The 14,988-nt window shown below is 72.3% G+C and carries 10 protein-coding genes; 5 read left to right on the top strand and 5 right to left on the bottom strand.

What is annotated here, in order from left to right; translation table 11 throughout:
* The coding region (locus tag ACR80Q_RS02985) for a DEAD/DEAH box helicase (RefSeq protein ID WP_435376081.1) at positions 1–2,267 on the bottom strand (2,267 nt) is incomplete at its 3' end.
* A 49-nt stretch (positions 2,268–2,316) separates the two neighbouring features.
* The gene (locus tag ACR80Q_RS02980; RefSeq protein WP_435376080.1) at positions 2,317–4,089 is read right to left on the bottom strand and encodes a DNA/RNA helicase domain-containing protein; all 1,773 of its coding nucleotides are present in this window, start codon (positions 4,087–4,089) and stop codon (positions 2,317–2,319) included.
* Between the two features lie 365 nt (positions 4,090–4,454).
* On the opposite strand from ACR80Q_RS02980, the gene ACR80Q_RS02975 reads away from it, so the two are divergent.
* Complete coding sequence (locus ACR80Q_RS02975) at positions 4,455–8,462, top strand: PDDEXK-like endonuclease domain-containing protein (protein ID WP_435376079.1); 4,008 nt, start codon at positions 4,455–4,457, stop codon at positions 8,460–8,462.
* 70 nt (positions 8,463–8,532) lie between these two features.
* On the opposite strand, the gene ACR80Q_RS02970 is transcribed toward ACR80Q_RS02975, so the two are convergent.
* Together ACR80Q_RS02970 and ACR80Q_RS02965 are read right to left on the bottom strand one after the other, a co-directional pair.
* Positions 8,533–9,537 (bottom strand): plasmid pRiA4b ORF-3 family protein, encoded by a 1,005-nt coding sequence (locus tag ACR80Q_RS02970; protein ID WP_435376078.1) that lies wholly within the window; start codon positions 9,535–9,537, stop codon positions 8,533–8,535.
* Between the two features lie 378 nt (positions 9,538–9,915).
* Positions 9,916–10,719 (bottom strand): aldo/keto reductase, encoded by an 804-nt coding sequence (locus ACR80Q_RS02965; protein WP_435376077.1) that lies wholly within the window; start codon positions 10,717–10,719, stop codon positions 9,916–9,918.
* Positions 10,720–10,860: 141 nt separating this feature from the next.
* Here ACR80Q_RS02965 and ACR80Q_RS02960 point away from each other — a divergent pair, with 141 nt between their 5' ends.
* From ACR80Q_RS02960 to ACR80Q_RS02950, 3 genes are all read left to right on the top strand, one after another.
* Positions 10,861–11,268, top strand: a complete 408-nt coding sequence (locus ACR80Q_RS02960; RefSeq protein ID WP_435376076.1) for a hypothetical protein — start codon at positions 10,861–10,863, stop codon at positions 11,266–11,268.
* A gap of 10 nt (positions 11,269–11,278) precedes the next feature.
* The gene (locus tag ACR80Q_RS02955) at positions 11,279–11,629 is read left to right on the top strand and encodes a DUF4190 domain-containing protein (RefSeq protein WP_435376075.1); all 351 of its coding nucleotides are present in this window, start codon (positions 11,279–11,281) and stop codon (positions 11,627–11,629) included.
* A 190-nt stretch (positions 11,630–11,819) separates the two neighbouring features.
* The gene (locus ACR80Q_RS02950; protein WP_435376074.1) at positions 11,820–13,091 is read left to right on the top strand and encodes an ATP-binding protein; all 1,272 of its coding nucleotides are present in this window, start codon (positions 11,820–11,822) and stop codon (positions 13,089–13,091) included.
* An 88-nt stretch (positions 13,092–13,179) separates the two neighbouring features.
* Here ACR80Q_RS02950 and ACR80Q_RS02945 read toward each other — a convergent pair whose 3' ends face one another.
* Positions 13,180–14,211 (bottom strand): plasmid pRiA4b ORF-3 family protein, encoded by a 1,032-nt coding sequence (locus ACR80Q_RS02945; protein WP_435376073.1) that lies wholly within the window; start codon positions 14,209–14,211, stop codon positions 13,180–13,182.
* Between the two features lie 74 nt (positions 14,212–14,285).
* Here ACR80Q_RS02945 and ACR80Q_RS02940 point away from each other — a divergent pair, with 74 nt between their 5' ends.
* Positions 14,286–14,978, top strand: a complete 693-nt coding sequence (locus ACR80Q_RS02940; RefSeq protein WP_435376072.1) for a M50 family metallopeptidase — start codon at positions 14,286–14,288, stop codon at positions 14,976–14,978.
* Positions 14,979–14,988 lie beyond the last annotated feature (10 nt).

Here is a 14,988-nt window from a genome sequence, read left to right as displayed (position 1 = left end):
AGGCCGGCCTGCCGGCGAAGCCCTGTCCAGGAACCGGCACGGAACACGTCGGCCAGCTCGCGGCCGGCCTCCTGCAGCCAGTCCGCCAGGGGCAGGTCGCCGTGGCTACGCACCTCGTGCAGCAGCTCCTTGCGGCTGAGCTTGAGCTGACGACGCACGTTGTCCAACACGACTTCACGCGCGACCGCGTCCAGCACCAGTTCGCAGCCCGACGGCAGCAGCCCGAACCCGGTCTCCAGCTGGCGCTCGAGCCCCGACCGGCTGGCCCCAGTGAGGGCGCGGTACTTGAGGTCGAACCGGAACTGGCGGCTCTGCTGGCCGATGAAGTCCAGCACGGTGAGGACCGGCTTGTCGGCAGTGCGCCGCAGGCCACGACCGAGCTGCTGCAGGAAGATCGTCGCGCTCTGGGTCGGGCGCAGCAGGAGCAGGGTGTCGACGTCCGGGACGTCGAGACCCTCGTTGAACAGGTCGACGGCGAACAGCACGTTGACGGTCCGGTCGCGCAGGGCCTGCAGCGCATCGGCCCGGTCGTCGCGCGACGTGGCTCCCGAGACGGCCCGCGCGGGGATGCCGGCCGCGCTGAACCGGTCGGCCATGAACTCCGCGTGCTTCACCGAGACGCAGAACCCGAGGGCGCGCATGCGGGCGGGGTCGAGGACCTTGTCGCGCAGCTCCTTGAGCACGATGCGGACCCGGGCGTCGTCAGCCGTGTACAGGTTCTCGAGGTCGCTGGTGCTGTACTCCCCCGCGCGCCAGTCCAGGCGGGACAGGTCGGTCGCGTCGCTGATGCCGAAGTAGTGGAACGGGCACAGCAAGTCGTTCTCCAGCGCGTCCCACAGCCGGAGCTCGGCTGCGGTTCGGCCGTCGAAGAACGACCGGACGTCGAGGCCGTCGGAGCGCTCGGGGGTGGCAGTCAGCCCGAGCAGCTCCTTGGGCTGCAGGTGCTCGAGCAGGCGTCGGTAGGTCGCGGCCTCGGCGTGGTGGAACTCGTCGATGACCACGACGTCGAACTGGTCGGCGGCCAGGCGCTGTAGTCCCGCGGCGGACAGGCTCTGCACGCTGGCGAAGACGTGCCGCCACCGGTCGGGCTTGTCACCGCCGACGTAGAGCTCGCCGAACGCGCCGTCGGCGAGGACCTCGCGGTAGGTGCGCAGGGACTGCTCGAGGATCTCCTTGCGGTGCGCGACGAACAGCAGCGACGGCCGACCCGGCATCCGGGCGTAGTCCAGGGCCGCGATGACGGTCTTGCCCGTGCCGGTGGCGGCCACGACCAGGTTGCGGTGGTGGCCGTGGGTCTCGCGCTCGACCTGGAGCCGGTCGAGGATCGCCTCTTGGTGCGGGAAAGGCCTCACCTCGAGCCCGCTGATGGTTCGGGTGACGGTGCCGCGCTCCTGCAGTCCCCCGGCGATGGCGAGCGCCTGGTCGAGCCGGTTGCGGTCCTGATCGGGGTCGTAGGTCACGAACGCCGGGTCGGCCCAGTAGGTGTCGAAGGTGGCCTCGAACTTGCCGGTGAGCTCGGGCGTGTGGGAGCCGGCGAGCTTGACGTTCCACTCCAGGCCGTCGAGCAGAGCCGCGCGGCTCAGGTTGGACGAGCCGACGTAGGCGGTGTCGTAGCCGCTGTGGCGACGAAACAGCCATGCCTTGGCGTGGAGGCGGGTCGACTGGGTCTCGTAGTTGACCTTGACCTCGGCGCCGAAGTCCCGGACGAGCCGGTCGAGGGCGGTGCGGTCGGTGGCGCCCATGTAGGTCGTGGTCAGGACCCGCAGCGGCACCTGGCGCTGCTTCAGGTCCTTCAGCTGGTCCTCCAGGACGCGCAGGCCGTACCACTTGACGAACGCACACAGCAGGTCGACGCGGTCGGCGGTGGCGAGCTCGGCACGCAGCTCGGCGCCGAGCTTGGGGTCGGTGTGCGAGTTGGTGAGCAGCGCCGGACGGGACAGGGGGACCGCGGGCCTGGTGTCGACGAGGGTCCAGACGCCGGGCTGCTCCTGGCGGGCGACGGACATGAGCTGCTGGGGGCCGGGTTCTATGTCGTCTCGCTCGCCGTCTAGGCCCGTGAGCAAGGCGTTGACCAGAGCGACACGCTCAGCAGGGGGCAGCGCCGCGAGAGCCTTGGTGACCCGGCGGCCGACGTGGTCGCCCAGCGCCGAGGCCTGCTGCCCCTCGGGGACGTCTGCGGTGATGGCGCGGAGGTCGGAGAGCCGAGCCAGCAGGTCCCGGGTGAGGAGGCTCTCGTAGATGCCGGTCGGGAGAGCGTCGTCGGCCACAGCGGCAGCTTGTCACGCACCTGGTCAGGAAGGATGCCTATGGCCAGACTCAGTCCACGGGCCCCGCCACGAGCCGTCTCAAGGCTGCACGGGTGCGTGCGTCCGTCGAGTACAGCACCGTCCCCTGCATCCCCCGCGTCAGCAACACCTTGTACGTGTTCCGCACCAACCGGTCGAAGCCGGCGTCGCTGACCCTGTTGCGGTTGCGGAACTCCGGGTCCCGGTTGGCGGCGCGGTCGCTGACGAACCTCCCGTCGCGCCACAGCAGGTCCGGGCCGACGATCACACCGCTCCAGTCGTACTCGAAGCCCTGGGCGGTGTAGATGCACCCGACCTGCTCGAACCCGCCGTCCTCGGTCGCCCACAGCGCCGACGGCGGCGCGTCGCCGACCCGACGGTCGCCCTTCACGTTCCACGGTCGTGACCAGCCGTCGATCCGTACGTCGGGCACCAGGGTCCCGGCCGGCGTCGGATCGCTCCACGGCCAGCAGTACCCGGCCGACATGCGTGCCGAGTAACCCTCGTCCATGCGCGTCCGCAGGATCTGCTCCATCTCCTCGGGAGCGTCGGCGACGATCACCTCGAACCGCTCGTCGCCCGCCCAGGGTTGCGGTGCCCCATCACTCAGGCCAAGCAGCTGCTGGACCCAGGTGACGTACTCGCGGCTCCCGCCGCAGCGGAACTGGTCGTCGAGGGTGATGTGGACGACGTCGAGGCCACGCTTCTCGGCGAACGAGTCAAGGACCTCACGGGAGCCCATCTCGCCGGGGCGCACGACCTGGTGCTGGTCGAGCAGGAAGACGGGCACGCGAGCCGCGTCGAGCAGCTCGTCGATCTGCGGCCTTCCTGTCCGCTGGGCCGCGGGTGTGTACCGGTTGACCGAGCTCTCCCGGATGCGATGGGCCTCGTCGAGGATGAGGACGTCGAGCTCATTGGCGCCGGCGTCCATGAACTGGTTGAAGTACTTGAACATCGACTGCACCCGGGGCGCCCGACGGCCGGCCACCTTGCGCAGCGTCTGCGTGAATGAGCGCGACCCCGTGGCGTGGAGGACCGTGCGGTCGCCGCGCGACAGCTCGCCCAACAGCGACAGCGCGATGACGCTCTTGCCACTGCCCGGCCCGCCACTGACCACGACCACCCTCTTGTGGTTGGCGCGCCGGGACTCTTCGACCGCGTGCAGCACGTGGTCCACGGCCAGCTGCTGGTCACCGATCAGGCGGAACTGCTCACGGTCGCGTACCTCGTCGGCCGCCACCTTGAGCAGCTGCTTGCTGGGGGCCACCGTGGAACTCAGGAAGCGGTCACCGTGGGCCCCACCCCGCGTGCCGGCCGCCAGACGGCTGCGGAGAAACTCGTGGAACGCCCCACGGTCGGCACCGGTGAACAGTCGACCGCGCGAGGAGCCCGGCGTGCGGTGCAGGTCGGCCACCTTGAGCGGGTCGGTGGCGTTGTGCAGGTAGGCGACCCCGACGAGGGCATCCGGCTGGTCGGCCAGGACAGTCAGGTAGTCGGTGAGGTAGTCGACGTACCCCGCGACCTGCCGGACGGGGTGGGTGCGAGCGGGTCCGGGCGCTCCGGGCACCTCGACCAAGTTGTCGTCGCCTTCGAACGCGTTGGCTGCCGTCCACTGCTTCAGCTCGACGACCACGTAAGAGGCCTGCCCTGTCTTCGGGTGCGACCCCGCGAGCACGACGTCCGCGCGACGCGACGTGAGGGGCAGCTGGTACTCGATCAGCAGCTCCACCTCCGGCAGACCGGCCTGCATCAGGTCCTGCGCCAGCACCGGCAGGCTCGCGCGCCACGACCGCTGCTCACTCATTCCAGGGCGATACCCAGCCGTGTAGAGCATCTGCTCCATGAGCCGCTCGACGATCGAGTCGGGGTCCGCTGCGGCCACAACCGAAGCAGACTGGCGGTAGAGCGCCAACGGACAACCCCCAGGACAGCACGAATAATCGTGCGGGTGGGGGCATGTCCTGTGCCGTCCCGGAGGACGACGGAAGCCAGTCGGGCCGCAGCACGGACCTTACGGCGCCCGGGACCGGCGCCGGGGCCGAAACGCCCGAACCACGAGTGGATTCGGGCGGCCCGGCCCTGCCCGGGAACGCATGTGGCCGACTACAGCACCTGTGTCCGCGGTGTTGCCTAAAGTGACCAGTCAGCCCCGCAGCGGACAGGACCGTCATGACCTCGCCCCACCGTCGATCGCTCGTCGACGCCGCCGTCACGCAGTGGCAGAAGAGCCTGATCGACACCGGCCGACGCAACACGTTGCTCTACTACAAGGATCTGCGCCGCGGCACGCTCGACCTCGGCACCGCCTCGGACGCCGCCGTCACGGGCCTGCTGGCCGGGCGCACCGTCCGCCTGTCGCACCTGTTCCCTGACCCCATCGCGATGGCCGACGCGCTCAAGCGGACCCAGACCATCCACAAGAAGGTCAAGGAGCTCCACGAGGAGCGCGGCATCACCGCCGGCTACCTGGCCCTCGGCATGGCCACCTGGACCGAGCCCACCGCCACGGCCCTCCAGTCGGCTCCCGCGGCCCCCGTCCTGCTGCGCGCGGTCCAGCTGCACCCACGCTCAGGCGCCGCGGACGACTTCGACGTCACCGTGTCCGAGGTCCACGAGGTCAACCCGGTCCTGCTGCACACCCTGCAGCAGACGCACGCCACCACCGTCGACGCCGACACCGTGCTCGACGCGGTCGCAGCGACGGGTGTCGCCGCGGGCCTCCAGGCGTTCGAGGCGGCCGCCAGCGGCGTGCCCGGTCTGAGCGTCACCGACCGGACCGTGATCGGGACGTTCACCTACGCCAAGCTCCCCATGGTCAACGACCTGATCCACGGCGCGGAGCTGCTGGCCGAACACGACATCGTCGCCGCCCTAGCCGGGGACGCCGAGGCGCAACGGGCGATCCGCGGCCAGGTCGAAGGAGTCGACGCTGGCGACCCCGACCGCACCCCGCCGCAGGACGAGTTCATCGTCGCCGACGCGGACTCCTCGCAGTCCTACGTCGTCAACGCCGTCGTCGCCGGGCAGAACCTGGTCGTCAAGGGCCCGCCCGGCACCGGCAAGAGCCAGACCATCACCAACCTGGTGTCCACCCTCATCGCCCGCGGCCAGCGGGTGCTGTTCGTCGCCGAGAAGCGGGCCGCCATCGACGCCGTCCTGGGCCGGCTCGAGGCGGTCGACCTGAGCGAGTGGGTGATGGACCTGCACGACGGGGCCGGCAGCCGCCGCGCCATCGCGCAGTCCCTGGCCGCCACGCTGGACCGGGCCGCCCGGACCCCGCCCGTCGTCCTGGGCCGAACGCACACCGACCTCGTCGCCAACCGCGAGCGGTTGCTGGCCCACGGCGCGGCCATGCACGCGCCCCGCGAGCCGTGGGGGCTCAGCGCCTTCGAGCTGCAGCAGCGACTCATCGGCCTGGGGCCGCGGCATGCCGGCACGGCCCGGATCGACCGCACGAGGCTCCGGGACCTGTCCGAGGACCGCATCGTCCAGCTGGGCCGTCAGGTGGCCGAGCTCGTCGACCTGGGCGGCATCGACCCCGCCGTACGGGACAGCCCCTGGTTCGACTCCCCGGTCCGCACCGCCGAGCAGGCGCAAGAGGCCATCGGGCTCACGCGCGGGCTGGCCCACACCGAGCTGCCCGAGGTGAGGACCGGCCTGGACGACGTCGTCGCCGAGTGCGGGTTGCAGCCACCCACGTCGGTGGCGCAGTGGCAGCACCTGCTCGACCTGCTCGACCGGGTGTCCGCGCTGTTGGCGACCGTGCGACCGGAGGTGTTCGGCGCCGACCCGCCCGTGCTGCTCGGCGCGACCGGCGACCGGGCCTACCGACGCGCGCACGGTGTCCGCGAGTGGTGGTGGGCCCGGCGACGCCGACGCAAGGAGGCCGGCGGTCTGTGGCTGACCGAGCCCCGGGACGTCCGGTCCATGCACGCGACCCTGCTCGAGGTCGCGGACGTACGCGACCGGTGGATGCAGGCCCGGATCGACGACGGTCACCCTCGGCTGCCCGCGGCCCTGTCGACCACCCGCGAGTCGTTCACGCGATTCAGCTCCAGCCTGCGAGCGCTGGGCGCGCACGTCCGCCAGACCACTCCGATGGACACGCTCCCGGCGGACCAGCTCGGCAGTCGACTGACGCGGATGCAGGACGACCAGGACGTCCTGTTCAAGATGCCGCGCCTCAACGAGCTGCAGGCTGAGATCCGCCGGGCGGGCCTGTGGCCGGCGGTGGCGCAGTGCCAGGCCGACGGCAGCAGCGCGGCCGACGCCGAACGGACGGTGCAGTGGGTGTGGCTGCGGTCCGTCCTGGACGAGGTGGCAGCCACCGACCACGCCTACGGCGCCACCAACGGCAGGACGCTGGACCGCGCCGCGGCGGACTTCCGCGACAACGACCACCACCACATCGGCAGCACCGCGGACCGGGTCCGCCGGTTGTGCGCCGAGGGGCTGTACGGGGCGCTGGACGCCCACCCGGAGCAGGCGGCCCTCATCCGCAAGCAGGCCGGGCTCAAGCGGAAGCACCTGGGCATGCGCGACCTGCTGACCCAGGCGCCGGATGTGCTGCTGGCGACCAAGCCGTGCTGGGCGATGTCGCCGCTCGTGGTCAGCCAGGTGCTCCCCCTGCTGCCCCTGTTCGACGTGGTCGTGTTCGACGAGGCCAGCCAGGTCCCGCCCGCCGACGCGGTGCCGTCCATCCTCCGCGGCAAGCGCGTGGTGGTCGCCGGGGACGAGCGGCAGCTGCCGCCGACCGCGTTCTTCGCCAGCACCCAGGACGACGAGGACACCGAGCCCTCGCCCGAACCTGTCGACGGGGGCCCGCTCCCGGTGAGCCTGACCGATGGGTTCGAGTCGGTGCTCGACGCGTTGTCCGCGGCCCTGCTCAACCGGTCACTCACCTGGCACTACCGCAGCCAGGACGAGCGGCTCATCGCGTTCAGCAACAGCCACATCTACGACTCCTCGCTCACCACCTTCCCCGGCGCCCTCGTCGGCGACGTCCTGACGCACGTCGCCGTCCCGTTCGACCCCGACCGGCCCGTGACCGGGGGCTCGAGCTCCGCCGAGATCGACGAGGTCGTCCGCCTCGTGCTGGAGCACGCCGAACAGCGGCCCCAGGAGTCGCTCGGCGTCATCGCCATGGGCATCACGCACGCGGACCGCATCGAGGCGGCCGTCCGTGCCGCGCTGGCCGACCGCCGCGACCTGGACGCGTTCTTCGACGAGGGCCGCGACGAGCCGTTCTTCGTCAAGAACCTGGAGCGCGTCCAGGGCGACGAGCGCGACAGCGTCGTCCTGTCGGTCGGCTACGGCAAGGGCGCCGACGGGCGGATGCAGTACCGGTTCGGACCGATCAACAACGAAGGCGGTGAGCGGCGGCTCAACGTCGCCGTCACCCGGTCCAAGCGACGCATGACGCTGATCACCTCGTTCACCCAGCACGACCTGGACCCGGCCAAGCTGCAGTCACAGGGTGCGCGGCTGCTGGGGCAGTTCGTCGCCTACATGGCCAGCGGCGGGAGCGACCTGGGGTCGCGCACAGGAGTCCCGGCCCGGCTGAACCCGTTCGAGATCGACGTCCGGGACCGGCTCGAGGCCGCCGGCATCCCGCTCACCGCGCAGTACGGGGTCAGCGGCTACCGGATCGACTTCGCGGCGGCGCACCCGGAACAGCCCGGCCGGATGCTGCTGGCCATCGAGGCCGACGGCGCGGCGTACCACTCCTCGGCCACGGCCCGGGACCGCGACCGGCTGCGGCAGGAGCACCTGGAGCGGCTCGGATGGACGTTCCACCGCATCTGGTCGACCGACTGGTTCCGAGACCCGGCGGCCGAGACCGCCCGGGCTATGAGCGCCTACCGCGCCGCCGTCGCCGCGGCCGACAACGGCGCACGGGCCGCGCCGGTCGAGCGACCCGCTCCCCCTGCGGCCCCACCGATCCCGTCGACCACGCGCGGACCGGCGCCGGTGACGCCGGGTCGGCCCATCACCGGGTACTCCGACGCCGAGCTGGTCGCCATGGTGCGCTGGGTCCGGGCCGACGGCCTGCTCCGGACGCATGAGCAACTCCTTCGCGCGGTGATGGCCGAGCTCGGATTCAGCAAGATGGGGTCGCGGATCGAAGCGGCGCTGACGAGGGCGGTGGCGGCGGCGCAGGGCTCACTTCCGACCTGACAACTTTCTCACTGTCGGTGGGGTTCCGCCCCCTTGTCGGCAGGGCTCGTCGGCTCCACCGGCGCCCCGATCAGTCAACCAGCCGCCCCAGCTGCGCCCGCAGCACCTCCGGGTCTCGCCGGGCCTGCGCGCCCAGCCGCGTCAGCAGCAGCCGACCCTTGTAGCGCCGGACCAGCCGCAGGGCCAACGCCCCCTCGCGCACCTCCCGCACCGGCACCGTGTGCACCTCGCGGTTGCCGGTGCCGATCCACTCGTCGTCGAGACCCCAGTCGTCGAACGCGGCGCGCACGTCCACGGGCCGCAGGTACCCGGCGTCCGTGAGCGAGAGACCCCCGCCGGAGACCCGGTCCAGCAGCCACTGGTACCGCTCCTGCCGTACTCCGCGACGCCGCCCGCGCCGGAACCCCAGCTCGGAGCTCATGCTGCGCGTGACCTGCTGGGGGTCGAAGGCGTCCGGGTCGAACGGGAGACCGTCGGGCGTCATCCGCTCGGCGACCAGGTCGTCGTAGCCACCGGGGCCGCCGCTGTCCTCCGGGGGCGGCGCACCCTCACCCGTCGTGCACCGCACCCGCGGACCGTCGGCGTCCGCGGCCACCACGTCCAGCAGACGTAGCTCCACCTCCCACCCGTCGCCGTAGTCGTAGGCGTACCGGCACGTGTCACCGGGCGAGGCGAGCAGCTCGTCGAGCCGCACGTCGCGCGCGTCCAGGCCGTCCTCGCCGTCGTCGACCTCGAACGGGCACAGGTAGACCTCGGCGCCCGGCGCGAACGGGTCACCTGTGGCGAAGCGGTGCAGGTGGTAGCCGAGCCAGCCGTAAGCGGCCTGCACGACGTCGCTCACCTCGTCCAGGAACACGTCCGAGGGCAGCTCGACCGTCCTGGTGACCGGACGGGACACGTCGGTCAGCTCCAGGCGGACCCGGTAGCGCACCGCGACATCGCGGCGCTCGTGTCGCTCTGGCGGGGCGCCCACCTCGGCGCTCTGGGCGACACCTGCCATGACGTCCTCCACCGGGCGGCCGGCCTGCACCATGGCCAGCACCTGGGCGAGGTCGGCGCGACCGAACTTCCCCACCGCCCTAGCCTGACGTCGTCCCGCAAGCTCGTCCGTCGGCTCCTCCGCCCCGCTCATGGGCCAAGCCTATGGACCTCACCAGCCCCGGGCGGCACCGAGACGAACATGCATCCGCGCAGGTTGCATCGATGCAGGTGTTCCACAGTCATCAGCCCGGAGGACCTGCTCCGCTAGTGCGTCCGCTCAGGACCACGCCCGCGCGGAACGAGCGGACCAGTAGGCCGCCGGGTCCTCGGGCTCGGCCAGCAGCTCGTCGACCTCGGCGTCCGTCAGCGACAGGTCACCGGCGGCGACGTTGCTGCGGACCTGCTCGGTCGTGACGGCGCCGGACAGGACGTGGCCCGCCCACGGCTGGGCCAGGGCCGCGGCGAGCGCGACCTAGTCGAGCGTGACCCCCCGCTCCCCCGCCAGGCGGGCGGCCGTGCGCACCGCCACCGCAGGGTCGTCGTTGCCGGGCACGAGCCGGCCGTTGGCCACGGCCTCCTTGACCACCACGGACAGCCCCGCGTCGGCGGCCTCGGCCAGCGCCGGTCCCACCGCGGGCTCGATGACGTTCCACGTCGACTGCACCACCGCGAACAACGGCTCGGCCCCGACCACCAGGTCGAGGGCACGACGGACGGAGTCAGCCTGCTGCGGTCCCGAGGTGGAGAAGCCCACCCGGGTCCCCGCGTCGCGTAGGCGCGCGAGGTGGGCGTGCAGGGCGGTGTCGGTCCAGGCCGGGCTGTCCGGGGTGAGCGAGTGCACCTGGTAGACCGCGAGCCGGTCGCCGAGCAGCGTCACGCTCTGCCTGTGCTGCTCCAGGAACGCTGCCGCCGAGTGGTCCTTCACCTCGTGCACGTCGGCGTCCAGCCGCCACCCACCCACGTAGCGGTAGCCCCACTTGGACGCCACCACCACGTCGTCGACCTCGGGGTGCGCCGCGAGCCAGCCGGCCAGAAACTCCTCCGCTCGACCGTAGGACCGGGCGGCGTCGAGGTAGCGCACCCCGGCGGCGTGGGCCGCGTCGAGCACCTGCCAGCTGCGGGTTCGCAGGGCCTCCACCGAGCGGTCCCGGCCCAGGTCGTCGCTGCGTCCGGTCGTGATGTACGCGGGACGACCCGCCGCGGCCAGGCCGAGCCCCAGCCGTTCCGCCGGACGCGCACCCGTCCCCCGCGTCGCGACGTTCCCACCGGCCGGCACGAGCCGAGCGTAGGCCCGGCGAGGGCCGACCGGGCGTGGTGGTCGTGACCGTGCCCCCGGCGCCTACCGCCGTCCGCCGCCGACGGGTGACCCTGGCCCGACGCCCGTACCTGTGTCCGGGGCTCTCCCTACCGTCGTGGGATGGAGTGGTTCGGGCTCGGTCTGGTCGCAGCGCTGGCGTTCTTCTGGTGGCTCGGCCGTGACCCGGCGCCGCCTGCTCCACGACCTGGGGCAGGGGCCGGGCAGACGCCTCCGGGTGCCGCGCCGGTCGCCCGGACCGCCGTCGGTGCGGGCACGGGGTTGATGGGTGCCGAGGTGCTGCGTCGAGCCACCGACATGAACGACCCCGACGGGACGTTCATGGACGGGTACGTGGCGGGTCGACTGACCGAGCGGGCCGAGGCGAGGGACGAGCTGGAGGCCGCCCGTCAGCAGTCCGACGAGCTCGACACGTCGTACCGCTGGTCGGGGTCGGACGACGCGGCGTGGGAGGGGACCGACGACTTCGGGGACCACACCAGCGACGGAGACCTGTCCGACGACTGGTAGCGGCCACCCGGTGAGCAGGTCCCCGTCCCCTAGCTACCCGTACGGCCACCCCGCTCAGCACCCCGTGCAGTACTCCGGACAAGCACCCGTGCAGTACGTGCAGTCCAGCACCGACGGCCTGGCTGTCGCGTCCCTCGTCCTGGGCATCCTGGGGCTGCTGAGCTTCGGAGTGGTGTCGATCGCCGCGATCATCACCGGGCACATCGCGCTCACGGGGCAGAAGGCCAAGGACGGCTTCGGGCGCGGCCAGGCCATCGCCGGCCTGGTCATGGGCTACCTGCCCGTCCTGGGATGGCTGCTGTTCTGGGGGTTCGTGCTCCTGGTCGGCGTCGGCGCGAGCGCGGGCAGCGCGACAGGCTGAGCCGGGCCACGACCCGACCAGTTCGACCGGGTCAGTCCACCAGTCGGGCGAGTGTGACCGCACATCCGGATCGCGACGAGCCTGGGCACCTACGCGAGCAAGCGGCAGACGGCACGAGTCGGCGCTCACGGTAGTGCCCATATCCCGCTGAAGGTAGCCTTCGCGTCCCGCTAAAGGTATCGTTCGGCCGGTGGGGTACCTACCGCGCACCGTCGACCGGCAGCTGGACGAGCTCCTCCCCGAGCTCGCCGCCATCGCGCTCGACGGACCCAAGGGAGTCGGCAAGACCGAGACCGCGGAACGCCGTGCGGCCAGCCTGTTCAAGCTGGACTCTCGCGCCCGGCGGAGCGTCGTCCAGGCCGACCCGGAGGCTGTTCTCCGCGCAGTTCCCCCCGTCCTGGTCGACGAGTGGCAGCTGGTGCCAGAGGTATGGGACGTCGTGCGTCGCCAGGTGGACGCCGACCCCACTCCTGGGCAGTTCCTGCTGACCGGGAGTGCGAGTCCGCGTCCGGGGGCCACGGCCCACTCCGGTGCCGGCCGGATCGTTCGGTTGCGGATGCGGCCGATGACGCTCGCCGAACGCCAGCTCGAGACGCCGACCGTCAGCCTGGGCGAGCTGCTGCAGCACCCCGGGACCGCCGTCGGCGGCGAGACCACCGTGACCCTGCCGGACTATGTCGACGAGATCCTCCGCTCCGGGCTGCCTGGCATCCGTGGTCTGGCCCCCCGCGCCCGCCGGGCCCAGCTGGACGGCTACCTGCAGGGTGTCGTCGACCGAGACGTGCCCGAGAACGGTCTCGCCGTCCGCAAGACCTCGGTGCTCCTGGGGTGGCTGCGCGCCTACGCCGCAGCCACGTCGACGTCGACCGCCTACGCGCGCATCCTGGACGCCGCCACCCCCGGTGAGTCCGACAAGCCGGCCAAGACCACCGGCATCGCCTACCGGGACGTCCTGACGCAGCTCTGGCTGCTGGATCCGGTCCCCGGGTGGGCACCGACGACCAACCCGTTCACGCGGCTGCAGCAGGCACCCAAGCACCACCTGGCTGATCCCGCGCTGGCAGCTCGCTTGCTCGGAGCCAGCGAGACCACGCTGCTGTCCGGCGACGGGGACGTGCTGGGCGTACGCGACGGCACGCTGCTGGGTCACCTGTTCGAGTCGCTGGCCACCCTCAGCATCCGCGTCGCCGCCCAGGCCGCAGAGGCGACAACGGCCCACCTGCGCACCCGCGACGGAGACCACGAGGTCGACCTCCTCGTCGTCCGCGACGACGGCCGAGTGCTGGCGATCGAGGTCAAGCTGGCTGCCACCGTCACCGACCGAGACGTCCGGCACCTGACGTGGCTGCGGCGTTCGCTGGGTGACGGCCTGCTCGGAGCCGTGGTGCTCACCACCGGTCCGACGGCCTACCGCCGCCCCGACGGCATCGCCGTCGTGCCGCTGGCCCTGCTCGGACCCTGACCGCGTCTCACGTGCCGCACCCGCTCCGGACCGCCGGTGCTCGACCGCGCGTTCCGCCCGAGCCGGACGTCGGTCATCACCTGAGCCGTCAGTCGACGAGCCGGTCCAGCTGCGCCCGCAGCACCTCCGGGTCCCGGCGCGCCTGCGCGCCCAGACGGGTGAGCAGCAGCCGTCCCTTGTACCGACGCAGGAGCTTCAGCGACATCGCCCCGGTCCGGACCTCCAGCACCGGAAGGGTCCACGCCTCGCGGTTGCCGGCGCCGATCCACTCCTCGCCCAACCCCCAGGCCTCGAACGCGGCTCGCACGTCGGCCGGTCGCAGGTGACCGGCGGCGGTCAGCTCCAACCCGTGGCTGCTCACCCGCTCCAGCAACCACTGGTAGCGCTCGAGCCGCACGCTCGGGCGCGAGCCCTGCCGGAACCGCAGCGCCATCAGGATGTCGCGGGTGGTCTCGTCCGGGTCGAAGGCGTCGGGGTCGAACGGTCGGCCGTCGTAGGTGGCGCGCTCAACAACCAGCTCCTCGTAGCCATCGGCTCCCCCGCAGTCCTCCGGCGGCGACGCCCCCTCACCGCCGAGGCATCGCACCCGGGCCTCACCGGGCTCCGCGGGCCGGACGTCCCGCAGGCGCAGGTGCACCTCCCAGCCGTCGCCGTAGTCGTAGGCGTAGGTGCACGCCTCGCCGGGCTCGCCCAGCAGCTCGTCCAGGCGCACCCCACGGGCGTCCACCCCGGGCTCACCGTCGTCGACCTCGAACGGGCACAGGTACGCCTCTGCGTCCTCGGCGAAAGGGTCGCCGATCGCGAACCGGTGCAGGTGGTAACCGTGCCAGCCGAACGCGGCCTGGACGACGTCGCTGACCTCGTCCAGGAACATGTCCGACGGCAGGTCGAGGACTCGGACCACCGGCCGCGCCAGCAGCGGCATCCCGACCCGGACCAGGTACCGGACGGGCACGTCACGACGCGGGTGACGCGGCCGGGCCGCGATCGCGGCGAACCCCTCGGCCAACCGCCCGTCCCCCATCATGGCCAGGATCTGGTCCGGATCAGCCCGATCGATCGTGCGGTTCCACTCCAGCGCGGCCCTGCGTCGCTGCTCCTCGTCCGGTGAGTGGCTCACGGGGGCCAGGCTAGGAGGGCGGGGCGCCAGTACCACTCGCGGTCCACAGCCCACGATCCGACACTCTGGCCCCCGTGACCGACGCCCTGCTCGAGATCTGGACCGCGGCCACGGCCACGGCGCCCCGCCCCGGACCGGTGCCCGTCCTGCTGCTCGGCGTGGTCGCGCTCGTCCTGGCGCAGGTGCCGCTGCTGCGGCAGGCGGTGACCGTGGTGCACGAGGCCGGGCACGCCGTCGTCGCGGTGTGCGTGGGGCGCCGCGTGAGCGGCATCCGCCTGCACGCGGACGCCTCCGGGCTCACCCTGTCCCGAGGCCGGCCGCGCGGGCCGGGCATGGTCGCGACCCTGCTGGCGGGCTACCCCGCCCCGACGCTCCTGGGGGTCGCAGGGGCCGCCGTGGTGGCGAACGGCCGAGCCGCGGGGCTGCTGTGGGCACTCGTGCTGGGCACCGCCGTCCTCGTGCTCGCCGTCCGCAACGTGTACGGGCTCCTGGTCCTGCTCGTGCTGGGCGCAGGTGTCGCCACTGCGAGCTGGGTCCTGCCGCCGACCGTCCTGGGCTGGGTCGCCGTCCTGCTGGTGTGGACGCTGCTGCTCACCGCGCCCCGCACGGTGCTCGAGCTGTTCGGCACCCCGTCCCGGCGCGACACCCGCTCCGACCCCGCCCAGCTCGCGCGCGTCACGGGCGTACCGCGCCTGCTGTGGCTGCTGCTGCTCCTCGGGCTGACCGTCGCCGGCGCCGCGCTGGGTGGGTGGCTGCTGCTGCGGTGACTTCGTGTAC

It is taken from the genome of Aquipuribacter aurantiacus, assembly GCF_051216895.1.
Classification (GTDB): Bacteria; Actinomycetota; Actinomycetes; order Actinomycetales; family JBBAYJ01; genus Aquipuribacter.
Note: the sequence above shows the minus strand (reverse complement) of the source record. Positions and strands in the feature narration are given on the sequence as shown.

Coding starts and splice junctions, on each gene's coding strand:
- ACR80Q_RS02980 (WP_435376080.1), bottom strand. CDS start 4,089: ATGAGTGAGCAGCGGTCGTGGCGCGCGAGCCTGCCGGTGCTGGCGCAG.
- ACR80Q_RS02975 (WP_435376079.1), top strand. CDS start 4,455: ATGACCTCGCCCCACCGTCGATCGCTCGTCGACGCCGCCGTCACGCAG.
- ACR80Q_RS02960 (WP_435376076.1), top strand. CDS start 10,861: ATGGAGTGGTTCGGGCTCGGTCTGGTCGCAGCGCTGGCGTTCTTCTGG.